This is a genomic window from Pseudomonas sp. CFBP 8771 (assembly GCF_014841695.1).
Lineage (GTDB): Bacteria > Pseudomonadota > Gammaproteobacteria > Pseudomonadales > Pseudomonadaceae > Aquipseudomonas > Aquipseudomonas baltica.
The window spans coordinates 40,409-64,769 of sequence record NZ_JACYUJ010000003.1; the positions used below are offsets into that span (position 1 = coordinate 40,409).

Below are 24,361 nucleotides of genomic sequence, written 5' to 3' on the forward strand. Positions count from 1 at the left end.
ACATCCAGCCTCTAGATTCTTATCGGCTCAGCACTGGTCAGATCAGCAATCAATGACCTGGCGATGTAACCGGTTACATTCATTCAAGGAATCTAGGCGCCAGCGCGTCCCCTGTCAAACACCATCGGGCGGATCATCGCGGTACCGGAGGCAGCGGCAAACTGAGGTAAGCTTTGCGTCGGGATTACCGGGGACGAGGTAGGCGTGTCGAATATTCGTGAAGTGGCGCGGCTGGCCGGCGTTTCGGTGGCTACGGTATCGCGGGCGCTGAAGTCGCCCGAACGGGTACTGCTCGCAACGCGCGAGCGGGTCAATGCTGCAGTGGAACAGGCCGGTTACCGGCCAAACCTGATGGCCGTGCAGTTCCGTTCGCGACGCACGTTCAACCTGGTCATCCTCGTGCCGCATATTGCCAACAGTTTTTTTGCTCGTGTCATCAGCGGCGCGCAGAAAGCTGCCCAGTCGGCGGGGTATCGCGTATTGCTGTGCGACACGTTGGGCTGCGAAGCAACCGAGCGCGAATATGCCGACCTAGTGCACGCCCATCAAGCCGACGGTGTGCTGCAACTGCGCGCCTATGATCCATTCGCGTCGACTACCGACGCAGCCGATCTGCCCCCTATCGTAAACGCCTGCGAAATACTCGAGGGGGGCCGTCATCCCACCGTCAGTCTGGATAACCATGGCGCTGCGCGAGCGGTCACAGAACACCTGCTTGCCCTGGGCCACCGACGTGTGGGTTTGATCAACGGGCCTGCCACCAGCCCGTTGACCCGTGATCGGCGTGCGGGCTACGAGGCAGCCTTGCGTGCAGCGGGCATCACACCCGATGCCAAGTTGATTTGCCCAGGGGATTTCAGCCTGAAAGCAGGCTATAACGGAGCACTGCAGTTGCTCGGCATGCCCGAGCGCCCTACTGCATTGTTCTGTGAAAGCGATGAGATGGCCATTGGCGCATTGAAGCGCATCAAGGAAATGGGCCTGCGAGTTCCCCAGGATGTTTCCCTGGCCGGCTTCGACGACATCGAACTGGCTGCCTATTGCGACCCACCGCTGACGACCATCGCTCAGCCAGCCGAGTGCTTCGGCCAGCACGCGGTGGACATGCTGATCAGTTTGATCGAGAAACGCCCTCTTGAAGTGCGGCACGTAACGCTGCCCCACAGCCTGGTTGTTCGGCAGAGCACCGCTGGCGTGCCCAATGGTGATATCGCTAGCGGGTGACAGACACGGGCTTTGAAATATCAACCACCGGAAACCGGCTTCTTCTGCCGCCTGCAACGTTCCGAACAGTAGCGGACCTCGTCCCAACAGCGCGCCCATTTCTTGCGCCAAGTGAACGCAAGACCACAGGTGACGCAGTGCTTTACCGGTAACTCACTTTTCTTCAAGACCCTCTCCATGGCAACGTTCACGGACTAACTGGGTAGCCAACCGACAGAGCTGTATAAAGATACAGTGCTCAGCTAGAATAGCGCACCTGCCCATTATCCGGACATACGCATGGATCTTCATCTCAGCCAGACCAGCGCAGCTATCGCTATGGTCAACAGGCTTCAGGCCGAACTGACCGATTTGGGCGAAGTATTGCGAACTGCAGCAGACCACGTACGTGTCGATGCCATGTTTGGTCTGGATTTCAGGCCCGAGGATGCGGTGCGCAACGAACCCATAGAAGTGCGTGTACTGGAAGGTGACGAGGCGGTACAGGCGGCGTTCGAGGCCTTGACCAGTATCTGGGTCAAAGTGGGTCAGCACCCGCGGGAAACATTGCGCGTGCCTGGTGCCATCGCCCTGCCCCGCACTGCCATCGACAAGATCCTGCAGACCAATGCGACGCGTGTCGAACTGGGCAAGTTGATCGGTGCCATCGACAAAACCAACGACCGTCGCAACGTGTGGAACCGCTTCAAAGGCAGCGGAAATGGCATCGTGCCCAAGCAAGCCCTGCGTCTGACCAACGTGCTCACTGCGCCGTCGAACATCAACTTTTACTGGGATGACACCGGTTCGTCCGGCGCCCGCAAGATGGCTGGTGATCTGCTGCAAGAGTGGCACGAGCTACTCGACCAATACCATGACAAACAGGCAACGGTGCACCACTCCTCGGAAGCGGCTGCCGAGAATGCTCTCGTCTACGGCATCGACATGCTGGGCAAGCTGGACCCGCAGGAACAGGTCGCCATTCGCCGCCTGGTGCAGCCTCATATTCGTGCACGGGTCAGGAACGGCGACTCGAAGGTCAAACCCATCATCGCGCCAGTGCCCTTCGTGTATGAAACGGGTATTGCACCGCCCAAGATAAAGCGGCTCTCGAGTTACGAACCCAAAGTAGTGATCCGCAAGAACACCCGCTTGGCGTTGCTGGAGGAAGAGCCTTATGTGGAGGCAATGAATCTCTATCGTTACAAGGATAAGCATCGGGTTTATGGGCCTCTGCAAAAAAAGTCAGCTGAAGAGGGCTAGGGAGTTGATGGTTAAAGCCAGCTAGCAAGGAAGGCTGACGCCGTGCTGTCTATTAATAACATCATGATATGGTAAAGATGTTCACTTAACCCCTTCCCTCTCGACCTAACCACATTGAATTAAAACCTACGCCTGGCACCCTGCCCCACTTGGTGATCACTAGGTTGGTAATACGGAAATGAAAGCAACTCGTAGCGGGGCCTCATCATGATGTTATTAATTATGGCTAAAGGCATCCTGGTGAACGCAGCAAAGCAGCTTGGTGCTCCTAGCTGATCACCTTTGTGGAAGATTCACGGAGGAAACCATGTGCGACGGCGCGTCATGATGTTATCTATGGTTTTACGGTTAATTCAACGAGGTTGCCGGCCCCTTCTGCATCGCCTATAAAGCTGCTCTTCACTTTGATCAGGCTCTTCAAGTGTCCGCCGCCGCCCTCTCTGCACGAGAAACTTGCCAACTGCTTCGTGACGTCGCTCTAGGTATTCGCACCTTGCACCGTCTCGACGAAACGGATTGGGCCGATCCCTACGGCACAGCGATGACCGTCGGCGCCGACGGCTGGATCATCACCTTTCACAACCATGAAAACGGGCGCTTTCATTGCGAGCGTTGTGAAAGCCCGGACGGCCGCACCTACCTCTTCGATTCATCCCACCACTACGGCACCGACCCTATCGAGCTTCTAAGTACCTGGGAGCACACCAGGCTGGCGGAAATACTGGCGACTGTTTAAATCAAGGGTTCGATAGCGGCAACTGTCAATGCGAATCGTTTGCGGATAGAATCCGCTGCCATTTCGCTAGCCTCCCCTGCCTGGAACGATGAACCCATGCGTCGCACGTTACTTTCGCTGTGCCTGCTGCAAGCTGCCCCGGTGTCTGCCTGGGCCTCTGAACCCGTCGAAGCCAGCGGAAACCTCCAGCTCGAAGCGGTGAACATCGAGGCCAACAGTGACTATGAGCGCGCGGACGGTCCGGTCACGGGTTACAAAGCCACCCGTTCGATGAGTGCGACGCGCACCGACACGGCCCTGCACGAGACGCCGCAGTCGATCAGCGTCGTGCCCCGTGACGTATTGGAAGACACCGCCTCCACTCGCTTGCAGGACGCGCTGGATTACGCAGGGGGTGTCGGCCGCGCCAACAACTTCGGTGGTCAGGGCCTGACCACTTTCACCGTACGCGGCTTCACCACGGGCGAGTTCTACCGCAACGGTTTTCCAATCAATCGCGGCTACCCCAATGCGCCGGACGCCAATACCGTGGAACGCCTGGAAGTGATCCGCGGCCCGGCGACGAGCCTGTATGGCCGCGGTGATCCGGGCGGCACTTTCAACGTCGTCAGCAAGCAACCGCTGGCCGAGCGCAAGGTGACGATTGGCAGCCAGCTGAGCGATCAGGGCATGCACCGCGCCACGCTGGATGCCGGCGGGCCGCTCAGCGAGGATGGGCGCCTGGCCTATCGGCTGAACGTGTTGGGCGAAGGCGGCGAGAGCTTTCGTGACCATGTGGAAACCGAACGCTACGACATCGCGCCCGTGCTCAGCTGGCAAGCCAGCGACGCTACCAAAATCGTCTTCGAAGGCGATTTCATGCGCAACAACCATCCGCTCGATCGCGGCCTGACGCGCTACGCTACCCAGCGGGGCAGCGCTTCGCGCGACACCAATGTTTGGGAGCAAGGCCGTGACAACCTGCTGCACAACGACAACGACATGGCCCAACTCAGGTTCGAGCACCGCCTCGATGACGACTGGACCCTGGCCGGCGGGATGCAGTGGCTTGACGGCAGCCTCAAGGGCAATGCGGTCGAGGCCAACGCAGCGCCGCTGGATGGACGTACCCTGCAGCGCAACTTCAACTACCGCAAGCTGGAATGGACCGACCGCGACTATCAGCTGAACCTTACCGGCCATTTTGATACCGCAGGGTTTTCCCACACTTTGCTGGCCGGCGTAGAGTATGAAGATTATGACTACCGCTCGATCATCCAGCGCTCGTCCGCGGCGACCGGCACCTACCCCATCGACCTCTACAACCCGGTGCTCGGTCAGCCACGCCCGGCCCTCACCCGCACCACCACCCACGACACGGAAAACCTGAAAACCTGGGCCGCGTTCATTCAAGATCAGGTCGCATTGACCGAGCGCTTCAAAGTGCTCGCAGGCGTGCGTCTGGAGCGCTTCGAACAGGACTACGACAACCGCTTGCCAAGCTCTGTGGACTGGAAGGCCTCGCAGACCTCGGCAACACCACGGCTGGGCTTGATCTACGACCTTACCGATACGCTGGCGCTGTATGCCAACACCGCGCGGTCGTTCAAACCCAATAGCGGTGCAAGCCGCGATGGCGGCGGCTTCGATCCGGAACAAGGCAAGTCTTACGAGTTGGGCATGAAGTGGGAAGCCCTCGATCAGCAGCTGAGCATCGACGGCGCCGTCTACCACATCGTCAAGGAAAACGTGCTCACCCGTGATCCGGTCGACCCGACCTACAGCGTCGCGGCCGGCGAAGTCACCAGCCGTGGCCTGGACATCACCATCGCCGGCAACCTCACGCCACAATGGCGGATGATCGGCGGCTACGCCTACGTCGATGCGAGGGTGACCGACGACAACAACCTGCCCAACGGCACCCGCCTTGCCAACATTCCGCGCAACAGCTTCAGCCTGCTCAACACCTACGAGTTCCAGGACGGCGCAGCCAAAGGCCTGGGCCTGGGCGTAGGTTTGAAATACATCGATGACCGCGCCGGACAGACCGCAGCCCAGACCTACACCATGGACCGCTACAGCGTGGTCGATCTGCTGAGTTTCTATCAGGTGAACGATCACGTTCGCCTGAATTTGGAACTGCAGAATGTGTTCAACAAGGGCTACGACGAAGGCGCGTTCAACACGTACGCGTATCCTGGCGCACCGCGTACGGTTCAGGCGGGCGTGGCGTATACGTTCTGACCAAGAGCGATGACTGCCCAGGGCGAGATTTTCAGCTCATCCAATTGCCGCCATCGACATTATAGGTCTGGGCCACGACGTAGTCGCTTTCGTCGCTTGCCAGAAAGAGCGCCATGCCCACCAGGTCCTCGGCCGTGCCCATGCGACCGAAGGGGACTTCCTGGCTGACCAGACGCTTTTTCTCGCCCAGTGGGCGACTTTCGTACTTGGCGAACAACGCGTCGACGCCATCCCAGTGTTCACCCTCGACCACCCCCGGGGCGATGGCATTGACGTTGATCCGCTCCTTGATGAGATTGAGGCCGGCGGACTGGGTCAGGCTGATCACAGCCGCCTTGGTCGCACAGTACACACCTACAAGAGCCTCACCTCGCCGTCCTGCCTGACTGGCCATGTTGATGATCTTGCCCCCGTGCCCCTGGCCGATCATCTGCCTCGCGGCCGCCTGCAGGGTAAACAGCGTTCCCCCGACGTTGATCGCAAACAGCCTGTCGTAGCTCGCCCGGGTGATTTCGGTGATGGGCGCCAGGTCGAATAGCGCCGCGTTGTTGACGAGAATGTCCAGCTTGCCCGCGTGTGTCACCACACTGGCGATCGCTCGGTCGATGGAAGCTTGTTGGGTGACGTCCATTTCCACCGCGTAAGCCTGGGGGCCGAGTTCGATAGCCGTTGCCTGGGCTCGGTCCAGATCAATGTCGGCGATCGCGACAATGGCACCTTCACGTATGTACGCTTGCGCGAACGAGCGACCAATGCCTCGCGCAGAGCCAGTGATCAGTGCACTTTTACCGTTTAGTCGGTTCATCGAGTCAACCTTCGAGTTCGTGGAAACAAGGGCTTCAGGGCTTGGGATAACCGGCTCGCTTCATGTCGCGCTCGGTCGTTGACTGAGCGGACGCCAAGGCCTGATCCACGGACATCTGTCCGGTGAGCGCGGCGGAGAACAGCTTGCCGACCGATGTACCGATCGACTGGAACTCGGGAATTACCACATACTGAATGCCCACGTATGGAACAGGCTGGGCGGAAGGCTGCGAAGGATCGGCATGCTGCATCATCTGCAAGGTGACCTGAGCAAACGGCGCCGCTGCCAGGTAGGCGTCGCTGTAGGTCGACATGCGAGTGCCCGGCGGAACGTTGGTGATACCGTCCTTGTCGGTGACCAGCTGGATGTACTGTTTGGACGTCGCCCAGGTGACGAACGCCTTCGCCGCGTCCTTGTGCCGAGAGGTGGCGGGAATCGCCAACGACCAAGCGTACAACCACGATGAGCCCTTGTCGGTCACCTCAGTGGGCGCCGCAGCGAAACCAACACTGTCCACTACCCTGCTCTGCGCTTTGTCGGTGGTGAAGGAACCGGCCACGCTGGCGTCGACCCAGATCGCGCACTTGCCGCTGTTGAACAACGCCAACGTCTCGTTGAACCCATTGCTCGAAGCGCCGGGCGGCCCGTACTTCTTCAGCGTTTCGACATAGAACGTAGCAGCCGCCTTCCACTCGGGACTGTCGAGTTGAGGCTGCCATTGCTCGTTGAACCAACGCGCACCGAAGGCATTGGCCATGGTACTGAGCAAGGCCATATTCTCGCCCCAGCCAGCCTTGCCGCGCAGGCACATACCGTATTGGCCCTTGGATGCATCGGTCAACCTGGCCGCGAAACCGCCTAGCTGTGACCAGGTTGGCACTGGCGGCATGGTCAGCCCGGCGGCCTTGAACAGGTCGGTCCGGTAGTAGGTGACCGTACTTTCGCCGTAGAACGGCAACGCGTACAGCGTGCCGTTCACCGAGAGGCCTTGGCGGACGGCGGGAAAGATGTCGTCTACATCGTAGTCGGCTGGCAGATCCTTCATCGGTTCCAACCAGTTTTTTGCGCCCCACAGTGGCGTCTCGTAAGTACCGATCGTGAGCACGTCGAACTGGCCACCCTGCGTCGCGATATCGGTCGTCAAGCGTTGCCGCAACACGTTCTCCTCGAGCACGACCCAGTTAAGCGTGATGTCGGGGTGCTGTTGTTCGAAGAACTTGGACAGCCGCTGCATGCGGATCATGTCACCGTTGTTGACGGTGGCAATGGTCAACGTCTCAGCGGCCTGTCCGGCGACGGCAAATGAAACACTCGCGGACAGGATCAACGCATTGGTAATCTTCATGAAGTTCTCCGCGTCCAGCCGGTTCGACCGGAGCCGTTGTTATTGTTCTGGTGCGCCGAGCCGTTGGATCAGCGACAGGTCGAGTAAAGCAGCTGCCCGATCTGTACTCAAACGAACGGCGAATGGGCGATCGGTACTTTTTTGATCTTTTGCACCGTTGGGTTTCGAGGCAAAAAAGTATCGGAACGCTGTCATTGACGGGCTACCGATGGAGCGGGATTTCAGAGTATGGTTGAACCCGTCGACCTGCAGAATCATGAAAAAAACAACGATAAAAGGGGCACTCGATGCCTGATGACCGCGCCACTGTGTTCGAGTACCGTCAGCCAGATCTGGAAGTGATCCTGGCACGACCAGACCAGACCTTTCGCTGGTACGAGCATGACTACCCCTATTCCCTGGCACGCTGGAACCATCATCCCGAGTTCGAAATTCATTTGATCCGGCAAGGCAGCGGCAAGCTAGTGGCAGGTGATTACATCGGCCCCTTCGGACCCGGTCACGTCGCACTGATCGGCCCCGGTTTGCCCCACGACTGGATGGGCGATCTGGCAACGGGTGAACGGTTGGTCGCTCGCGACGTCGTACTGCAGTTCGACGGCACCACGCTGCTGGAGTGTCGTAGTGTGTGGCCCGAACTGGCGGAGCTCAAAGGCCTGTTCGACCGAGCTCAGCGCGGAATCGAGTTTCACGCGGCGACAGCGGTCGAGGCAGCGGACCTGCTGGAACGTATAGGGCAAGCGAATGGCCTCAGGCGCCTGACGCTGTTCCTGCAGCTCATCGATACCTTGGCAAACGCGCCGGCCAGTGAATTCCGCGTTCTGGCCAGCGCCTGTTATTCCCCGTCCCTCGACGAATACAGCACACAGCGTATCAATCAGGCGTTCGACTACCTCACCCGGCAACTGACTGCCGAGGTACGCATGTCGGTGATCGCCGCGCAGCTGGGCATGAGCGAGGCGGGTTTCTCGCGTTTTTTCAAACGCATGACCGGCCATGGTTTCATCGACCTTATGCGCAAGCTGCGGGTCCAGCGAGCCTGCAGGCTGCTCGCCCAGACCCAGCGATCGGTGGCCGATATCTGCTTCGAAGTCGGCTACGAGAACTTGTCCAACTTCAACCGGCACTTTCGCCACGAGATGCAGCAGACGCCCAGCGAGTATCGACGTCTTACAGCCGTCTGACCCATACAGGAGCAAGAATCGACATGCAGTTACCTTCAGTGGTGGTGTTCGGTGAAGCACTCACCGATCTGGTCCAGACCACGCCCGGTCGCTGGCAAGGCTATCCAGGCGGCGCGCCGTGGAACGTGGCGCGGGCGATGAGCCGATTGGGGGTATCGACGGCGTTCGCGGGGTCGATCAGTACCGATTCGCTGGGCGATGAGCTGTACCGACAGTCCGAAGCTGCCGGGCTGGACCTGCGTTACCTGCAGCGCGTCGAGGCCGATCCACTGGTGGCGATCGTGCCGTCCAGCCACCCTCCCCGTTATTTTTTCGCCGGTGAGGCCGATCTGCATTTCGATGTGCAGCTGCTGCCCTCGGGGTGGCTGGCGGCTGCGCAATTGTGTCATTTCAGCTGCATCAGCCTGGCCCGGCAGCCGTTGGCTGACAAGCTGGTCGAGGTGGCGCGGGAGGCGAAGCGGCATGGCAAGCTGATCAGCTATGACCCCAACTGGCGCAACCTGATGGATGCTCGATACCGCGAGGTGACGTTCCCCGCGATGGTCGCGCTGGCGGACATCATCAAGCTGTCGGATGAGGATCTGCGGCAGATCTATCCTGGCTTGAGCGAAGAGCAGGCCCTGCAGCAGTTGCGCGAGATGAATGAAGGGGCACAGGTTCTGTTTACCCGCGGCGCCGAGGGCATGGTGCTGTTTACGCTCGACAGCAAGGTCGAACAGGCGGCTATCGCCGTCGAAGTAGCCGACACCGTTGGCGCCGGCGACGCGAGCATGGCCGGCTGGCTGGCGTCGAGCCTGCTGGGTATCGAAGCCCCCCAAGCCCGGCTGGCGTTTGCTGCGGCCTGTGCCTCGGTGTCCTGCGCCAATGCCGGGGCCTATGCGCCCAGCCGCGCAGAAGTTGAGCAGCTGCTGTCGCGTTGAAGCGGTGTGTCAGGTAGACCGGGGTGCGCGCTTCGCGGCCACGGGCCGCTCCTACAGGAGGGCGGCGTGGTGTGTCAGGGTAATTGGGGTGCGCCCTTCGCGGTCCATGACCGCTCCTACAGGGAGGCACACCCACGGGGCACATGCACGGTGTGCATGTAGGAGCGGTCTGTGGCCGCGAAAAGGCCGGCGCGGTGTATCAGGCTGAAGGCGCTTGAAGGTATTCGGATATCTCGACGAGGTTCAGGTCCGGATCGCGGACGTACACCGAGCGAATGGGGCCGGTGGCACCGGTGCGCTTGACCGGCCCTTCGAGGATGGGCCACGGATGACCCTCAAGCCGTTCGATCACCTGCTCCAGGCTGCAACTGGCGATGAAACACAGGTCCAGTGCACCGGGCACAGGCAAGTGCGCCTTGGGCTCGAACTCATGCCCACGCACATGCACGTTGATTTTCTGATGGCCGAAGACAAACGCCACGCGCCCTTCCCCAAAGCTTTCCAGTCGCATGCCCAGCACGTCGATGTAGAAACCCTTGCAGGCCTCAAGATCGATGGTGGTAAGGACGATGTGGTCGAGGTGATCGATCATCTGGGGCCCTTTTCATTTACGGTACCTGACTCAACGATCCAGCGCATCGCGCTACGCTGGCCCGCGATTGGTCAATCATGCCGAACGCGTCGAACCCGTGCAAAGTCAGTGCGCAGGTTACATCCCTGCACTTGATGTCTACCAATAGACCATCGCCCGCCACAGCCGTTTAATCGACGTTCACCGTCGGCGCGGTGAACGTCCATGGGCAGCCTCAACCGATTGGCAATTGACCGGTGACGATGGCCGTGACCAGGAAGATCCCGAACATCGGCAACGACCACTTGAAGAACTCCTTCTGGTATTCGCCGAAGGTCATTTCGGTGCGGTTCATCAGCAGGAACAGCCAGGCCACCGTAGGGCTGGCGTAGCGCAGCGCCTGGCCCATGAACGAGGCGACGCCGATTTCAGTGGGCGTGATGCCGAAGCTGTAGGCAATGGGCGCAACCACCGGCAGGATGCCGAAGTAATAGGCGTCCACCGGCAACGCATAGCAGGCCAGCGCGCCGAGGAACGCAAAGATCAGCGCCGTGTGGCTGCCCATCGACTCGGGAATCAGGCTGGCCATGTGCTCGGCCACCGCAGCGGCCATCCCGCTGCCATTGAAGATCCCAAGAAAACACCCTGCCGCCAGAATGATCGAAGCCACTGCCACCGCATCGCCGCCATTGGCAGTGATCCGCTCACGCTGTTCCACCGCGGTGTAGTTGACGGTCAGCGCCAGCGCCGTGCCCAGCATGAACACCACCGCGCCACTGGCCCAGCCGGCGATCAGGATCACCAGCATGCCCACCGTCAGCGCCAGGTTGAAGAGAAACAGCTTGGGCCGCTTGAGCTCTTTGTCGTGGTCTTCGATGACCGTGACCATCTCGGCAATCTGTTGCGGGGTAACGATGACTTTCTCGCCAGCGACGAAGCCCAGGCGCTTGCGCTCCTTGATGCCCATCAGGTACGCCATGCCGAACACATAGATGAACGACACCCCGAGAATCGGCAGGATCGCCACGAACAGCGTGTTCACCTCAAGGTTGAGCACTGCGGCAGCGCGCGCCAGCGGCCCGCCCCACGGCAGGCAATTGCCCAGCCCGCAAGGCAGGATGATCAGCATGGCCAGGTTGGACAGCTTCATGCCCATCTGTTTGTACAGGGGCAGAAAGGCGGTGGTGATGATCAGGATGGTGGTGGTGCCGTCGCCATCCAGGGTCACTACCGACGAGGTGAACGCGGTCACCAGAATGATCTTCAGCGGGTCGCCGTTGGCCTTGCGGATCAGGTAGGTACACAACGGATCGAACAGCCCCACGTTCATCATCAGGCTGAAGTACAGCACCGCGAACAGAATCATCACTGTAGGGTTCACGGTCCCCAGGGAGATCTTGCCGTCCGCTCCCTGGGAATAGAACAGGCCTTCCTTGATCCACTTGATGATCATGTCCAGCGGCACGCCGCTGAGCAGGCACACCAGCACGCCGACCGCCAGCGAAACCACGATCAGGCCGGTAAAGGGCGAAAGTTTTTGCTTGATCACCAGCAGCAGGAACGAGGTGATCAACGTATAGCCCAGAATGGTCAGCATCCGAACGTCTCCACATATTATTTTTATCGAGAGAGGCAGCGTCTGTTGCGCAGGCTCGGTCTTGGCCACCGAGCCTGCGGGGCCCTACCGGCCCTGCAACAACTGGGTGACCCAGTCAGGGGCCAGCTCCGGCAGTGGCTCGCCGTTGTCGCGGCAGCGGACGTACTGGTCGATCACCTCGCGACGCTGTTCTTCATAGATGCCTTTCTTTTCCGACGCTTCCAGCACTTCCAGCAGCCGCGCACGGGGTACCACGGTGACACCGTCGTAGTCACCGAACACTAGGTCACCGGCGGCCACCTCCACACCGGCACAGGTGACGGTGGTGTTGATCTTGCCTGGCCCCTGCTTGCCGGGGCTGCGCTGCATGAAACCCTTGGCATACACAGGAATGTCGAGCTCGGCCAGCGGCAGCTTGTCACGCACGCAACCATCGATGACCAGCCCGGCAAGGCCAACGGCCTGCGCCGCCCCCGCCATCAGATCACCGATGTACGCACGCCCGGGATAACCCTTGCCAGCGACCACCAGAACATAGCCAGGCTGCCCCTGGTACACCGCCACGTGGATCGGAAAGTTGTCGCCATCTTCGGTGTCCACGGTGTAGGCGGTGCCGAGCATGACCTTGCGGTCGTCCAGCGGCATCAGATCGGCGTCCATGGCGCCGTTGCGGGCAATGCCGAGCTTGGCCATGCCATCGCACAGCTGTGCGGGGCTGAGCTTGCGGAATCGGTCGAGCAGGTCCTGGGGAATCAGCTCGGGCAGGGGCAGGTAGTGTTCGGTATTCATGGCGTCTTCCTCAGGAGTGTTTGACCATCTGGCGAATGGCGTCGCGGTAACCGAGATCGCTGCCATCGGCGCCCAGCAGGGTTTGCCAGTCGGTGGCGGCGAGCTTTTCCAGCTGCTGGTGGCTGGCCCTGGACATGGTGGCGTCGACCCCGGCGTCTTCGAGGGTGGTGACCACGTCGTCCATCTCGGCGCTGCGCCGCTTGGCGTGGATCAGCGTGCGCGCTGTGAAGGTGTTGGCCAGCTGCTCGACGGTCTTGCCGTTGAGCGATTCGCCGAGAGAATCGACCAGGGTGTCGAGCACACCGAACTTCTCCCCTGCCTGGAAGGCTTCGAGCAGCAGTTGCGGCAGGCCTTTCATCACCACGCTTTTGAGCATCTTGATCGCCGACGCGGCGCCGGCCTCGGCGTCCAGCACGGTCAGGTGCATGCCATAGGGAGTGAACGCGTCGGCGAACGCACGTGCACCGTCGCCGGCCAGCAGCATGGGTACCCGATGGTTGTTGCCGGGCACCGTACCCATCACCGCAGCGTCGCAGAAGGCCACGCCAGGGGCCCTGGGCAGCGCGGCGATGGCTTGCTTGACGGTGGGCGCGGCCGAGTTCATGTCGACATAGGTCTGCCCGGCCAACAGCAGCGGCAACACGCGCTCGGCCACGGCCAGTGCGCTGCTGGCACTGGTCAGGCAGGCCACGAAACGTGCGCCCTGGCAGGCGCTTTCCAGCGAATCGAAGAGTGTGACGCGAGTGTGCTCGGCGCGCTGGCGGATCGTCGCGCCGCGCTGGGGGTCATCTGCCTGGGCATCGAAGGCGCCAATCTGCAGATCGCCCTGAGTGCGCAAGCCGGTGGCAAGGTGGTAGGCCGCTTCGCCAAACCCGATGAAAAGCAGTTCCATCAGCGTGTTCCTTGTTTGTATTGTTATTGATGGGGCTGGAGCAAGGCCTGTGCCAATTTCTGAGGAGAGCCTTTTTACACAGTGCAATCAATGACTTGCAGAAACAAAGCGCGAACACTATTTAGCCATCGGATTGCAAATCCATTGCATTTCATTGCAAAAGCTTTCATCAGCCTTTAGCGTGCAATGACTACGCTCCAACAACTGCCCATCCACCAGGAGCGATTCCATGCTCGGCAAACTGGCTGTCATCTCTCCGTCCACGACCCTTACCGCGGTGATGAATCAGGTGCTGGAGAAACGTGGACTGCACGTGGCCGTGGTGGAAGCCGCGCAACATCAGGCGGTACTGATGGCGCAACGGGTGATCGACGAAGGTGCCAGCGTCCTGATCAGCCGTGGCAAGACCGCCAGCGTGCTGCGCGAGCACTTTCAGGTACCGATCGTGGAGGTGCGCCATACGTTCTTCGACTGCATCAATGCCTACCATAAAGCCTTGGTGGTGTCGGACCGCATCGCCTTCCTGGCCACCTCCGACGGCTATGCTGCGATCCTTGCGAAGGCAAGCCCGTTCATGCCAGCGGTGACCATCTGCCCGATCGAACCTTTCGGCAGCGCGCAAAGCACCGACGCGCAACTGGACCGCTTGCAGGAACAGGGTATCGAGGTGGCTATCGGCGGCTTGTCCCTGGAGCAGGCCGTCAAAGCTCGCGGCCTGCACTACATCATGTCCGACGCCGATGCCGACGCCGCCTTCGATGCCATCGACGAAGCCCTGCACCTGCTGCGCATCGAGCAGGAACGACTGCACAAGCGTCTGGAGCTGCAGGGACGCTACGAGATGATCCGGTCCATCCTCGACTGTGTCTCCGAAGGCATCTTCAGCATCGACAGCCACGGCGTGATTACCAACATGAACAGCGTTGCCACCCACTACCTGGGCAGCGTGCGTTGTGGCGACAATGTGGCCGGCCTGCTGGCGCAGGACTACTTCGGCCGTGTGCTGGGCAAGGCCGAAGCGGTGCGCGGTGCCTTGATCAACCTGGGGCGCCTGTCACTGACCCTGAGCATCGCGCCGATCACCTTGGGCGACCAGGTGATCGGCGCCGTCGCGACCCTGCAGAAGCAGACCGAAATCAAGGCCATCGAGCAGAAGATGCGCCGTCAGCTGGCGCGCCAGCACGTGGCCGAGAATACCTTCGCATCGATCATCGGCAGCAGCCCGGCACTGGCCAAGGCCAAGCGCCTGGCGCAGACCTTCGCTGCGGTGGACAGTACGGTAATGATCGAAGGCGAAACCGGTACCGGCAAGGAGTTGTTCGCCCAGAGTATCCACAACGCCTCGAAGCGGCGCCATGGCCCGTTCGTGGCGATCAACTGCGCCGCCTTCGCCCCCGGCGTGCTGGAGAGCGAGCTGTTCGGCTACGTGAAGGGGGCGTTCACCGGCGCCTTGACCGAGGGCAAGGCCGGGGTATTCGAGCTGGCCCACACCGGGACGATCTTTCTCGACGAGATCAGCGAAACCTCGGCGGAAATCCAGCTCAAGCTGTTGCGCACGCTGCAGGAGCGCAAGGTAGTGCGTATCGGCGACGACAAGGTCACGCCAGTGGACATTCGCATCATTACGGCCAGCAACAAGCGCTTGCCGCAGTTGGTGGCGCAGGGGCTGTTCCGCGAGGATTTCTTCTACCGCATCTGCGTACTCAAGCTGCAGCTGCCTGCCCTGCGCGAACGGCGCCAGGACATTCCCGAACTGGTGGCCCACTTGCTGGTCAGCTTCGGCATGCCAGCCGCCGTTCCTGGAGCAGCCCTGCTGGCGCGCCTTAGCGAGCATGAGTGGCCAGGCAACATTCGCCAGCTGGGCAACATCGTCGAGCGCCTGGCGGTCATGGGCCAGGGCCGCGAAATGACCGGAGCGTGGGTGGAAGAAGCGCTGGAAGACCTGCCCTCGCCCGCCCAGTCCCTGCCTCAAGCGCCCCCAATGCTGAGCCGCAGCGAACGGCAGGTCCTGCTCGAGGCGTTGCACAGCGTGCGGGGCAACCGCGAACAGGCCGCCCGCTTGTTGCAGATCAGTACCACCACGCTGTGGCGGCGGATGAAGAAGTACCAGGACCTGGACCCGGATGCATTCGCGGTGACCCGTCTATGCGGGTCCTAGGATGCATCTGCCTAGCGCTAGGTTGCGGCGCTGGAATAGCTCAGGAGTAGGCTTGGGAAATCTGCCCCACCGGCTGTTTGTGGCGCAGCGTCTGCTGTCGCGCGAGCTGCGCCTGGACCGTGGCGACCGCCTCGAGCACGCGGTGCGTCCAGCTCTGGTCATCCGGGCGCACCACGACCACGCGAAAACCATGCTCGTGGCCTTCGCTCTGCACGCCCTCGGAGTCGTCGACGTGCAGGTCGATGTCGAAGGCCGGCGGAAACTTCGACGGCGAGAGGCTCATGCCATGGCTGGCCAGGGCGCGGCTATGGACTTCGCTGTTGACCACGCCGTCCACGCGGATACCGTGCAGCAACAGCCAGCGCTTGATATAGGCCGGTGTGCGCCCGGAAGAGGTATACACCCAGATGCTGCAGCCCTGACGACGCAGTTCCCGCGTCAGCGAGCGGGTACCGATGCGCAGCGGCTCGCCCAGCCAGCGGTGCACGAAGCCCGGCAGCCAGTTCTGTTCGGCTTCGCTGTGATGGGGCAGGCAGGCCAGGGTGTCGTCGATGTCGAATGAGATACGCACGCGCGGACGGTTGAACGGATTCATCGGAGTAAGACCTGTGATCGCTTGCCACATCGTTTTGGGCCACGGTTGAATTGAAGCGCTGTGCTCGCATCGGTCAGCGCGCTGTGTCTGGTTCATCGACCCCTGCCCTCGTGCATGGCCAGCTGCTTGTGGCTGAGGAAGAACTTCTTCGGGTCCGGTGCCTGCTCTTCGAGGAAGGCGGCGTATTTCTTCTTGATCTTGGGCAATTCGTAGAGCGCCTTGACGCCATGCTTGGCGGAGTTGCGGATCACCGACGAAGGGTTGAAATAACCCTGCGCATTATCCAACGACAGCACGAAAGGCGGAAGCCCGGCGCGGATCAGCAGATAGCTGACGATCAGCGAACCGGTGCGGTTGTTGCCTTCGATGAACAGCTGCGGCTTGCTGAGGATGCGCACGTAGACGCCGGCGGCGCGCTTCCACACCGACTCGCTGCGGTACGTGCAGTACCAGTTGTACAGATCCTTGATGCCACCTTCGGTGTTGTTGAAGAAATGCTCTTCGGTGGCGGCCAGGTGCTGAGCAAACTCCACACGCCGCGCCGGGTCACGCCCGCACAGCACCGTGGCATTGATTTCCAGCATCAGGTTGACCTGTTGCAGGTCGAACAGGTCAACCCCTGCTGCCACGTATTCGTCGACCAGGGCATAGCCGGCCAGGACGTTCTCCACGACCTCGTCCGTCAACGGATCACGCTGCTCGGTGAAGTGCTCGCTGAGCTCGGCGAAGCGGCCCTGCACTTCGCGCAGGGCTTCTTCGATGGCGGGCAGATCAAGACGACGCGTTGCAGACATGAATATTCCTGGACTCGATGGGTGAAACGGCATCCTGCCGCTGGCTAGCTGAACTTGCCGCTGATGTAGTCGCCAGTCATCTGTTCGCGCGGGTTTTCGAAGATCTGCGCAGTCGGGCCCATCTCCACCAGGTAGCCGGTGCGGGTCCCCTGGGAAATGTCCACCGAAAAGAACGCGGTGGTGTCGGCGACGCGTATTGCCTGCTGCATGTTATGGGTTACCAGCGCGATGGTGTAGTCCTTCTTGAGCTCCACCATCAGCTCTTCGACGCGGCGCGTGGCGATCGGATCGAGGGCCGAGCAGGGTTCGTCGAGCAGCAGCACTTCAGGCTCCGTGGCAATCGCGCGGGCGATGCACAGGCGTTGCTGCTGGCCGCCGGACAGCGACAGGCCGCTGACCTTGAGCTTGTCCTTGACCTCGTCCCACAGCGCCGCGCCCTGCAGCGCATGCTTGACCCGATCACCCAGGTCGCCCTTGTAGCGGTTCAGACGCAGACCGAAGGCGACGTTGTCGAAAATGCTCATGGAAAACGGGTTGGGCTGCTGGAAGACCATGCCGATGTAACGGCGCACCACCACCGGATCCACGCCCTTGCCATACACGTCCTGGCCGAGGAAATGCACGTGGCCTTCGAAACGGAAGCCCTTCACCAGGTCGTTCATGCGGTTCAGGCTGCGCAGCACGGTGCTCTTGCCACAACCCGAGGGACCGATGAAGCCGGTGATCTTGTTCTTCTCGATCGGTACGTGGCTGTCGCGCACGGCCATGAAGTTGCCGTAGAAAATCTTGTCGAGCTTGCAGTCCATGACCACAGGTGCCTGGGTCGCGAACGGGACGGCTTTTTGCACGGATAGTACACTCACAATATAGGTGCTCCCATTCTCAGAACTTGGGCTTGCCGAAAACACGACTGACAATGTTCACAAACAGCACGATCATCACCAACACGAGGGAGGCCGCCCAGGCGAGCTCCAACTGGTTGTCGAAGGGCATGCCGGAAAAGTTGTAGATCAGCACGGCCAGCGACGCGGTGGGGTTCATCACCGCCAGGTTGCCTTCGTGGTAGATCCAGTAGTTGCTGAACAGCGCGGTGAACAACAGCGGAGCGGTTTCGCCCGCAGCCCGTGCCACGGCGAGCATGACCCCGGTGAGGATCGCCGGCATGCCGGTGGGCAGGATGATCTTCCAGATCACCTGCGAGCGCGTGCAACCCATGCCATAAGCGGCGTCCTTCATCACCTTGGGCACCATCTTCATGGACTCCTCGGCGGTCAGCACCACGATCGGCAGCATCAGCACGGCCAGGGCCACCCCGCCCGCAGGCGCGGAATAGGTACCGGTAGTCATCACCACCAGCGCGTAGGCGAACACCCCGGCCAGAATCGACGGCAGGCCGGTGAGCATCTTCGCCGCGAACCGCGCGGCGTTGGCCAGTTTGCTGTCGGGCCCAAGCTCGGCGAGGAACACCGCTGCCATGATGCCGACAGGTACCGCGATCGCCGCCGCGATACCGACCATCACGAAGGTGCCGGCCATGGCGTTGCCGAAGCCGCCGCCGGTTTCGAAACCGGTCGGTGGCAGCTCGGTGAACACTTCCAGGCTCAGGCGCGCGCCGCCACGGGTGATCAACATGTACAGCACCGACAGCAGGGGCACGCTGGCGATCAGCGCGCCGCTCCAGACCAGTGTGGTCAATACCAGGCTGCGCAGGGCGCGGCCTTCGAACTTGCGCTGCAGGCTGGGCAACGCGGCGGTAGGAGTACTCAGGCTTGTCATTATTTGCTACCCCGTTGCGCGTAGACCATGAGCATGGAGCCGATGAGGTTGACGATCAGGGTGATCAGCATCAACACCAGTGCCGCGTACATCAGCACTTCGATCTCGCTGGGCCCGGCCTCCGGGAAGTTCAGTGCCAACAGCGCTGCCAGGGTGTTGGCCGGAGCGAACAGCGACAGCGAGATGTTGTTGGCGTTGCCCACCAGCATGGCCAGGGCCATGGTTTCACCCAGGGCTCGACCCAGGCCCAGTACCAGCGAACCGAAGATACCGGTTGCCGCCGAGGGCACCATGACCTTCAGGATCGCTTCCCAGTGGGTGGTACCCATGCCGTAGGCGGCTTGCTTGGTTTTCATCGGCACGGCGGTCAGGGCGTCCTGGGACACCGCGGCGATGGTTGGCAAAATCATGATGGCTAGCACCAGCGCAGCCGGCAGCAGCCCGGGCCCGCTCAGTGATGTGCCGAAAAAGGGAATCCAGCTCAGTTCGGTGTGCAGCCAGGTGGTCAGCGGGCGGATGGCCGGAATCACCACATAGATGCCCCACAGGCCGTAGACGACGCTTGGAATGGCCGCGAGCAGTTCGACGATTGTGCGGAATACCGCCGCCAGCTTGGCAGGCAGGAAATCCTGGGTCAGGAAGATCGCCATGCTGATGCCGAAGAAACCGGCGATGACCAGGGCGATCAAGGCGCTGTACAGCGTGCCCCAGATGGCCGGGAGAATGCCGTACTTGCCTTGGTTGACATCCCACACGGTGCCGAACAGCACGTCGAAGCCGTGTTTTTCCATGCCGGGCAGTGCCTTGCGCCCTACTTCGAATACCAGGGCAAATACCACGGCCAGAATCAGCACCACACCGACGCGCGCAAGCGCACGGAACGTGCGATCGACCAGAAAGTCCTTCGTCGAAGGCGGCTGGCAGGCTGAGTCCGGGTTATCCGGTACAACGAAAGGGCTGTTCATTGATTAATTCCGGGGTGTGGAAGTAGACCTCGCCCGACCCGGCAGCGAAGCCAGGACGGGAGAGGTCTCGCGCATGTCACTGGATATTGGCGCTGGCTTTGCGAACCTGCTCCACAACCGACGGCGGCAGCGGGATGTAGCCCATCGAATCGGCGATCTTCTGGCCTTCGGTCAGGCTGTACTCGATCATGTCGCGCATGGCCTTGGCCTTGGCCGGATCTTCGTTCTGCTTGCGGAAGATCATCCAGGTGTAGGTGGTGATCGGGTAGGACTTCTCACCTTCTGGATCCGGCAGCCAGGCCACCAGGTTTTCCGGCATCTTCACCGCGGCCAGGGCCTCGGCACCGCTTTCGGCATTCGGTACCACGTACTTGCCGGCCTTGTTCTGCAGTTCGGCGAAGTCGACCTTGGCCAGTTTGGCGAAGCCATACTCGATGTAGCCGATCGCGCCAGGGGTCTGGCGAACGGTGGCGGTCACGCCGTCGTTCTTGGGCGATTTGATGAACTTGTCACTGGCAGGCCAGTTGACGGTGTTGCCCTCGCCCAGGGTCTGCTTGAACGCCGGGTTGATGGTTGCCAGGTGCTTGGTGAACACTGCGGTGGTGCCACTGGAGTCGGCGCGCACGACCACGGTGATGGGCATGTCGGTGAGTTTCAGATCCGGGTTGGCAGCGACGATCTGCGGATCGTTCCACTTGGTGATCTTGCCCAGGAAGATGTTGGAGTAGACTTCACGCGGCAGTTTCAGGCCCTTGGGGCTGCCCGGCAGGTTGTAGGCCAGGACGATTTCGCCCGCGGTCATCGGCAGCAGTTGCGCGCCTTCGGCCACCTTGGCGATGTCTTCATCTTTCATGGCCGAGTCGCTGGCAGCGAAATCGACGGTCTTGTTCAAAAAGTCCTGTACGCCCGCACCGCTCCCCTTGGACTGGTAGTCAACGGTAACGCCAGCGGTTTTCTTGCTGAAGTCCTTGAACCAGGTGAGGTAGATCGGGGCCGGAAAGCTGGCGCCGGAGCCGGTCAACCGGACGCTTTCGGCAGCGAAGGCCATGGAGCTGGCGCTGAGCGAAACGGCAACGGCGAGCGCGGCAGACTTCATCAAACTTTTCATCTAAGGAACTCACTGAGATAAAGGGCAACGGAACTGTGCACAGCTTTTGTTACGGTTTGATGAATCCGACGACCGGCAGTGACTCTTTCGCGGACGACGCGTGCGTAAATCTCATCGAGTTGTTGTAACCTCGCCCGGCGCCAGCGCAGGCGATGCCTGCTGCCATGGCTCAGGCCTTCATCATTTTTACGCCTGGTTGCTCGCCGGAGCTGGCAACCGCTCAAAGAGAATCCGAACATGCGGCATTCCATGATCAACCGTTGGTGCATGGGCTTGCTGGCCCTGTGCCTGTGGGCCACCCTGCCCGCCCATGCCGAGCCTGCCCCGGCACCGCCGGCCAATACCGCCAGCGCCCCGGTCGAAGTGCTGGCCACACCCGCACAGCTCAGCGACCAGCTCGACCAGATTCGCCAGAAGGTCTCGACTGCCGCCAACGATGACCTGCTTGCCAGCCTGCGCCAGGCAGCGCTGCAGGTGCAGCGTCAGGCCGATGCGTTGCTGGCTCGCCAGGGCGTGGACATGGGGCATCTGGATGACCAGCTCAACGTGCTTGGCGCAGCGCAACCGGAGGAGCCGCAGACCCTGACGGCCCAGCGCCGCACGCTGACCAACCAGAAGAAGGCCTTGACCACCGACCAGGCCGACACCACGGCGCTGAGTACCTCGGCCGGTGACCTGGCGATCCAGATTCTCAACCTGCGGCGCAACCTGCTGGACACCCAGATCAGCACCCGGTCCGCCAGCCCGTTGAGTTCCGCGTTCTGGTCCAGCCTGATCCAGCCCACCGATGACGACGTCAGAAAGCTGGGCAGCCTGTGGCAGGACGTCTCTCAGGTCTTCGACAGCGCCCTGGCACCCGGCTCGCGCGGCACGTTCATCACGATCGTGCTGGGCGCCCTGCTGGTATGGGTGGTGGCCCGACGGCTGATCGAGCGGCTGCTGGTGCGGGCCATGATCCGCTGGTTCCCCGAAGGTCGGCTGCGCCGCAGTACCCTGGCCCTGGCCACCGGGCTGACCACGGTGCTGACCATCAGCGCGGCGACCTCTCTGCTGCAGTGGGGCATCGTCAGCCATTCGCAACCCAGCGCCAATGTGTTGAACCTGATCGAACAGGTGCAGACGCTGATCCTGTTCTGCGCCTTCATCGTCGGCATGGGCCGCGCCCTGCTGATGCTGCCCAACCCGTCCTGGCGCCTGCCCAACATTCCCGACCCGATCGCCAGCGCCATTGGCAACTTGCCAGCCGTGCTTGCCCTCGCACTGATGTTCACCGGCACTTTCGAACGGATCAACAGCGTGATCGCCAGCAGCCTGGCGCTGTCGGTCGCGGTCAACGGCCTGACCGCGCTGCTGGTAGCGTCGATCTTCGTCTACGGCCTGGTGCGTGTGCGCCAAACGCGTCGCCGCTTCACCCTCGAGCGCACCGCAGGCTTCGTCGGCCTGATTCCGTTCATCCTCTCGGTGTGGATCGGCATCATCGTGCTCGGGCTGCTGAGCGGCTACCTGACGCTGGCCTACGTGCTGACCGTCAAGCTGCTGTGGATCAGCCTGGTCACCTCGACCGCGTACCTGCTGACGGTGTTCTTCGTCGACATCTGCGAAACCCTGCTCTCGCCCAAGCAGTCCGGCGGCCAGGCCCTGGGGGCCATGCTCGGCTTGTCGCCACGGCATCAGGCCCAGGCCAGCACCCTGCTGGCCGGCGTGGGCCGAACCTTGCTGCTGTGCGTTGCGCTGATTCTGGCCTTCATGCCGTCGGGGTCGAACCCCAGCGAACTGCTGGCCAGCTTCGCCCGGCTGGACGTGGGCAGCAAATCCCTCGGCGCCTTCAACATCGTGCCGGGCGATATCCTGATTGCCGTGCTGTTGCTGGTCGGCGGCCTGTTCAGTATCCGCGTCCTGAAGAACTGGCTGGGGGATCGGCTACTGCCGGAAACCAACATGGACGCCGGCATGCGCGCCTCGCTGGTGACTCTGGTCGGCTACATCGGCTTCGTGCTGTTGGGCATCGCAGTGCTGTCGACGCTGCGCATCAGCCTGACCAACCTGACTTGGGTGGTCAGCGCGCTGTCGGTCGGTATCGGCTTTGGCCTGCAGGCAATCGTGCAGAACTTCATCTCCGGATTGATCCTGCTCACCGAGCGGCCGGTCAAGGTCGGCGACTGGGTCAGCCTGGCTGGCGTGGAGGGGGATATCCGCCGCATCAACGTACGCGCCACGGAAATCCAGATGGGCGACCGTTCGACGGTGATCGTGCCCAATTCGCAGTTCATTACCCAGAACGTGCGCAACGTGACCATGGGCAACGCGCTGGGCGTGGTGGGCATCACCCTCACCCTGCCGCTGGACACCGACGTGCTGAAGATTCGCGAGCTGTTGATGACTGCCTATGCCGAGCACGAAGCGGTCCTGGCCGAGCCGGCTCCGTCGGTCACCTTCAAGGACCTGACCAGCGCTGGCCTGCTGATCAGCGTCAGCGGCTTCGTCAACAGCCCGCGTTCGGTGGGAACCGCGCGCAGTGACCTGCTGTTCACCATCCTCGACCGCCTGCGTACCATGGGCGTAGCGCTTTCGGCGCCACAGAGCATGCTGCTGATCAACGAAAAAGGCGAAGCCAGCCCGGCGCCGGAGAATGGCTCGATCAGCTGATTGTCACCCGGTAGTGGACAGTGAAACGCTGTCCACCCGATTTATCCTCCCTCAGGTCGAAGCTAGTCTAGCCTCAGTTCCAACACACCCCCAGCGAACCGAGAGGACCCGACCATGACCCACACGACCTACAACCGCCTGAACAAAGACGATGCCGTAGTTCTGCTCGTCGACCATCAAACCGGCCTGATTTCGCTGGTGCAGGACTTCACGCCGAACGAGTTCAAGAACAACGTTCTGGCCCTGGCCGACCTGGCCAAGTTCTTCGAGCTGCCGACCATCCTCACCACCAGCTTCGAACAGGGCCCGAACGGACCGCTGGTGCCAGAGCTCAAGGAAATGTTCCCGGACGCGCCCTACATTGCGCGGCCGGGCCAGATCAACGCCTGGGACAACGAAGACTTCGTGGCCGCCATCAAGGCCACCGGCCGCCGGCAGATCATCATCGCAGGCGTGGTCACCGACGTTTGCGTCGCATTCCCGACCCTGTCGGCGCTAGCCGAGGGCTTCGAGGTGTTCGTCGTCACCGATGCGTCCGGCACCTTCAACCACACCGTGCAGCAGGCTTCCTGGGCACGGATGTCGGCAGCGGGCGCACAGCTGATGAACTGGTTCTCGGTGGCCTGCGAGCTGCATCGCGACTGGCGCAACGACATCGAAGGCTTGGGCAACCTGCTGTCCCAGCGCATTCCCAACTATCGCAACCTGATGAACAGCTACTCGGCCCTGGCCAACAAGTAAGGCAAAAAAAAGCTCCTCCTCGGCATAGGGCCGAGGAGGAACGTTCGTGC

At 61.5% G+C, this 24,361-nt stretch carries 22 protein-coding genes; 9 read left to right on the forward strand and 13 right to left on the reverse strand.

The window, feature by feature from the left end; translation table 11 throughout:
* The first annotated feature begins 204 nt into the window (after positions 1-204).
* Positions 205-1,224: a substrate-binding domain-containing protein gene (locus tag IFT80_RS07800; protein WP_122478000.1), complete on the forward strand. Its 1,020-nt coding sequence runs from the start codon at positions 205-207 to the stop codon at positions 1,222-1,224.
* A 20-nt stretch (positions 1,225-1,244) separates the two neighbouring features.
* On the opposite strand, the gene IFT80_RS07805 is transcribed toward IFT80_RS07800, so the two are convergent.
* A complete protein-coding gene (locus IFT80_RS07805; protein ID WP_122478264.1) occupies positions 1,245-1,391 on the reverse strand; it encodes a DUF2256 domain-containing protein in 147 nt (48 codons plus the stop codon).
* 112 nt (positions 1,392-1,503) lie between these two features.
* Here IFT80_RS07805 and IFT80_RS07810 point away from each other — a divergent pair, with 112 nt between their 5' ends.
* The 3 genes from IFT80_RS07810 (at position 1,504) to IFT80_RS07820 (ending at position 5,425) form a co-directional block, all read left to right on the forward strand.
* Complete coding sequence (locus IFT80_RS07810) at positions 1,504-2,466, forward strand: DNA replication terminus site-binding protein (protein ID WP_192137169.1); 963 nt, start codon at positions 1,504-1,506, stop codon at positions 2,464-2,466.
* A gap of 421 nt (positions 2,467-2,887) precedes the next feature.
* The gene (locus tag IFT80_RS07815) at positions 2,888-3,202 is read left to right on the forward strand and encodes a DUF7693 family protein (RefSeq protein WP_192137171.1); all 315 of its coding nucleotides are present in this window, start codon (positions 2,888-2,890) and stop codon (positions 3,200-3,202) included.
* A gap of 96 nt (positions 3,203-3,298) precedes the next feature.
* A complete protein-coding gene (locus tag IFT80_RS07820) occupies positions 3,299-5,425 on the forward strand; it encodes a TonB-dependent siderophore receptor (protein WP_192137173.1) in 2,127 nt (708 codons plus the stop codon).
* A gap of 31 nt (positions 5,426-5,456) precedes the next feature.
* On the opposite strand, the gene IFT80_RS07825 is transcribed toward IFT80_RS07820, so the two are convergent.
* Both IFT80_RS07825 and IFT80_RS07830 read right to left on the reverse strand, forming a co-directional pair.
* Positions 5,457-6,230 (reverse strand): L-iditol 2-dehydrogenase, encoded by a 774-nt coding sequence (locus IFT80_RS07825; RefSeq protein WP_192057054.1) that lies wholly within the window; start codon positions 6,228-6,230, stop codon positions 5,457-5,459.
* A 34-nt stretch (positions 6,231-6,264) separates the two neighbouring features.
* A complete protein-coding gene (locus IFT80_RS07830; protein WP_192137175.1) occupies positions 6,265-7,575 on the reverse strand; it encodes an ABC transporter substrate-binding protein in 1,311 nt (436 codons plus the stop codon).
* A 287-nt stretch (positions 7,576-7,862) separates the two neighbouring features.
* Between IFT80_RS07830 and IFT80_RS07835 the strand changes: the two genes are divergently transcribed.
* Together IFT80_RS07835 and IFT80_RS07840 are read left to right on the forward strand one after the other, a co-directional pair.
* Positions 7,863-8,759 (forward strand): AraC family transcriptional regulator, encoded by an 897-nt coding sequence (locus IFT80_RS07835; protein ID WP_192137177.1) that lies wholly within the window; start codon positions 7,863-7,865, stop codon positions 8,757-8,759.
* 23 nt (positions 8,760-8,782) lie between these two features.
* Positions 8,783-9,679 carry a carbohydrate kinase family protein gene (locus tag IFT80_RS07840; protein WP_192137179.1) on the forward strand — a complete coding sequence of 299 codons (897 nt, stop codon included), beginning with the start codon at positions 8,783-8,785 and terminating at the stop codon, positions 9,677-9,679.
* 199 nt (positions 9,680-9,878) lie between these two features.
* Here IFT80_RS07840 and IFT80_RS07845 read toward each other — a convergent pair whose 3' ends face one another.
* From IFT80_RS07845 to IFT80_RS07860, 4 genes are all read right to left on the reverse strand, one after another.
* Complete coding sequence (locus IFT80_RS07845; protein ID WP_192137181.1) at positions 9,879-10,271, reverse strand: VOC family protein; 393 nt, start codon at positions 10,269-10,271, stop codon at positions 9,879-9,881.
* A gap of 214 nt (positions 10,272-10,485) precedes the next feature.
* Positions 10,486-11,847, reverse strand: a complete 1,362-nt coding sequence (locus IFT80_RS07850; RefSeq protein WP_122477984.1) for a CitMHS family transporter — start codon at positions 11,845-11,847, stop codon at positions 10,486-10,488.
* Positions 11,848-11,931: 84 nt separating this feature from the next.
* The gene (locus IFT80_RS07855) at positions 11,932-12,636 is read right to left on the reverse strand and encodes an RraA family protein (RefSeq protein WP_192137182.1); all 705 of its coding nucleotides are present in this window, start codon (positions 12,634-12,636) and stop codon (positions 11,932-11,934) included.
* A gap of 10 nt (positions 12,637-12,646) precedes the next feature.
* Positions 12,647-13,528 carry a DUF1932 domain-containing protein gene (locus tag IFT80_RS07860; RefSeq protein WP_192137184.1) on the reverse strand — a complete coding sequence of 294 codons (882 nt, stop codon included), beginning with the start codon at positions 13,526-13,528 and terminating at the stop codon, positions 12,647-12,649.
* A gap of 229 nt (positions 13,529-13,757) precedes the next feature.
* Here IFT80_RS07860 and IFT80_RS07865 point away from each other — a divergent pair, with 229 nt between their 5' ends.
* The gene (locus IFT80_RS07865) at positions 13,758-15,686 is read left to right on the forward strand and encodes a sigma 54-interacting transcriptional regulator (protein WP_192137186.1); all 1,929 of its coding nucleotides are present in this window, start codon (positions 13,758-13,760) and stop codon (positions 15,684-15,686) included.
* Between the two features lie 40 nt (positions 15,687-15,726).
* Here the strand turns inward: IFT80_RS07865 and IFT80_RS07870 are convergent, their stop codons facing one another.
* The 6 genes from IFT80_RS07870 to pstS all read right to left on the reverse strand — a co-directional run bounded on the left by IFT80_RS07870 (position 15,727) and on the right by pstS (position 20,924).
* On the reverse strand, positions 15,727-16,281 hold the full coding sequence (locus IFT80_RS07870; RefSeq protein WP_244652368.1) for a hypothetical protein: 555 nt from the start codon (positions 16,279-16,281) through the stop codon (positions 15,727-15,729).
* A 92-nt stretch (positions 16,282-16,373) separates the two neighbouring features.
* Positions 16,374-17,075: a hypothetical protein gene (locus tag IFT80_RS07875; RefSeq protein WP_122477975.1), complete on the reverse strand. Its 702-nt coding sequence runs from the start codon at positions 17,073-17,075 to the stop codon at positions 16,374-16,376.
* 44 nt (positions 17,076-17,119) lie between these two features.
* Entirely contained in the window at positions 17,120-17,881 is a 762-nt protein-coding gene (gene pstB / locus IFT80_RS07880) for a phosphate ABC transporter ATP-binding protein PstB (protein ID WP_010210300.1), read from the reverse strand.
* Between the two features lie 76 nt (positions 17,882-17,957).
* The gene (gene pstA, locus IFT80_RS07885; protein WP_122477974.1) at positions 17,958-18,851 is read right to left on the reverse strand and encodes a phosphate ABC transporter permease PstA; all 894 of its coding nucleotides are present in this window, start codon (positions 18,849-18,851) and stop codon (positions 17,958-17,960) included.
* Positions 18,851-19,816, reverse strand: a complete 966-nt coding sequence (gene pstC, locus IFT80_RS07890; RefSeq protein ID WP_122477973.1) for a phosphate ABC transporter permease subunit PstC — start codon at positions 19,814-19,816, stop codon at positions 18,851-18,853. Before pstC ends, pstA begins: the two co-directional genes overlap by 1 nt.
* 76 nt (positions 19,817-19,892) lie before the next feature.
* Positions 19,893-20,924, reverse strand: coding sequence for a phosphate ABC transporter substrate-binding protein PstS (gene pstS / locus IFT80_RS07895; RefSeq protein ID WP_122477972.1), 1,032 nt, complete (start codon positions 20,922-20,924; stop codon positions 19,893-19,895).
* Between the two features lie 237 nt (positions 20,925-21,161).
* Between pstS and IFT80_RS07900 the strand changes: the two genes are divergently transcribed.
* Positions 21,162-23,570, forward strand: coding sequence for a DUF3772 domain-containing protein (locus IFT80_RS07900; RefSeq protein ID WP_192137189.1), 2,409 nt, complete (start codon positions 21,162-21,164; stop codon positions 23,568-23,570).
* A 114-nt stretch (positions 23,571-23,684) separates the two neighbouring features.
* The gene (ycaC, locus tag IFT80_RS07905) at positions 23,685-24,311 is read left to right on the forward strand and encodes an isochorismate family cysteine hydrolase YcaC (RefSeq protein WP_122477968.1); all 627 of its coding nucleotides are present in this window, start codon (positions 23,685-23,687) and stop codon (positions 24,309-24,311) included.
* The last annotated feature ends 50 nt before the right edge of the window (positions 24,312-24,361 follow it).

What these genes read in the sequence shown, in the direction of transcription:
- IFT80_RS07810 (WP_192137169.1), top strand. Translation starts at nt 1,504, where the DNA reads ATGGATCTTCATCTCAGCCAGACCAGCGCAGCTATCGCTATGGTCAAC.
- IFT80_RS07820 (WP_192137173.1), top strand. Translation starts at nt 3,299, where the DNA reads ATGCGTCGCACGTTACTTTCGCTGTGCCTGCTGCAAGCTGCCCCGGTG.
- IFT80_RS07825 (WP_192057054.1), bottom strand. Translation starts at nt 6,230, where the DNA reads ATGAACCGACTAAACGGTAAAAGTGCACTGATCACTGGCTCTGCGCGA.
- IFT80_RS07830 (WP_192137175.1), bottom strand. Translation starts at nt 7,575, where the DNA reads ATGAAGATTACCAATGCGTTGATCCTGTCCGCGAGTGTTTCATTTGCC.
- IFT80_RS07835 (WP_192137177.1), top strand. Translation starts at nt 7,863, where the DNA reads ATGCCTGATGACCGCGCCACTGTGTTCGAGTACCGTCAGCCAGATCTG.
- IFT80_RS07840 (WP_192137179.1), top strand. Translation starts at nt 8,783, where the DNA reads ATGCAGTTACCTTCAGTGGTGGTGTTCGGTGAAGCACTCACCGATCTG.
- IFT80_RS07845 (WP_192137181.1), bottom strand. Translation starts at nt 10,271, where the DNA reads ATGATCGATCACCTCGACCACATCGTCCTTACCACCATCGATCTTGAG.
- IFT80_RS07850 (WP_122477984.1), bottom strand. Translation starts at nt 11,847, where the DNA reads ATGCTGACCATTCTGGGCTATACGTTGATCACCTCGTTCCTGCTGCTG.
- IFT80_RS07855 (WP_192137182.1), bottom strand. Translation starts at nt 12,636, where the DNA reads ATGAATACCGAACACTACCTGCCCCTGCCCGAGCTGATTCCCCAGGAC.
- IFT80_RS07860 (WP_192137184.1), bottom strand. Translation starts at nt 13,528, where the DNA reads ATGGAACTGCTTTTCATCGGGTTTGGCGAAGCGGCCTACCACCTTGCC.
- IFT80_RS07865 (WP_192137186.1), top strand. Translation starts at nt 13,758, where the DNA reads ATGCTCGGCAAACTGGCTGTCATCTCTCCGTCCACGACCCTTACCGCG.
- IFT80_RS07870 (WP_244652368.1), bottom strand. Translation starts at nt 16,281, where the DNA reads ATGAATCCGTTCAACCGTCCGCGCGTGCGTATCTCATTCGACATCGAC.
- IFT80_RS07875 (WP_122477975.1), bottom strand. Translation starts at nt 17,075, where the DNA reads ATGTCTGCAACGCGTCGTCTTGATCTGCCCGCCATCGAAGAAGCCCTG.
- pstB (WP_010210300.1), bottom strand. Translation starts at nt 17,881, where the DNA reads ATGGACTGCAAGCTCGACAAGATTTTCTACGGCAACTTCATGGCCGTG.
- pstA (WP_122477974.1), bottom strand. Translation starts at nt 18,851, where the DNA reads ATGACAAGCCTGAGTACTCCTACCGCCGCGTTGCCCAGCCTGCAGCGC.
- pstC (WP_122477973.1), bottom strand. Translation starts at nt 19,816, where the DNA reads ATGAACAGCCCTTTCGTTGTACCGGATAACCCGGACTCAGCCTGCCAG.
- pstS (WP_122477972.1), bottom strand. Translation starts at nt 20,924, where the DNA reads ATGAAAAGTTTGATGAAGTCTGCCGCGCTCGCCGTTGCCGTTTCGCTC.
- IFT80_RS07900 (WP_192137189.1), top strand. Translation starts at nt 21,162, where the DNA reads ATGCGGCATTCCATGATCAACCGTTGGTGCATGGGCTTGCTGGCCCTG.
- ycaC (WP_122477968.1), top strand. Translation starts at nt 23,685, where the DNA reads ATGACCCACACGACCTACAACCGCCTGAACAAAGACGATGCCGTAGTT.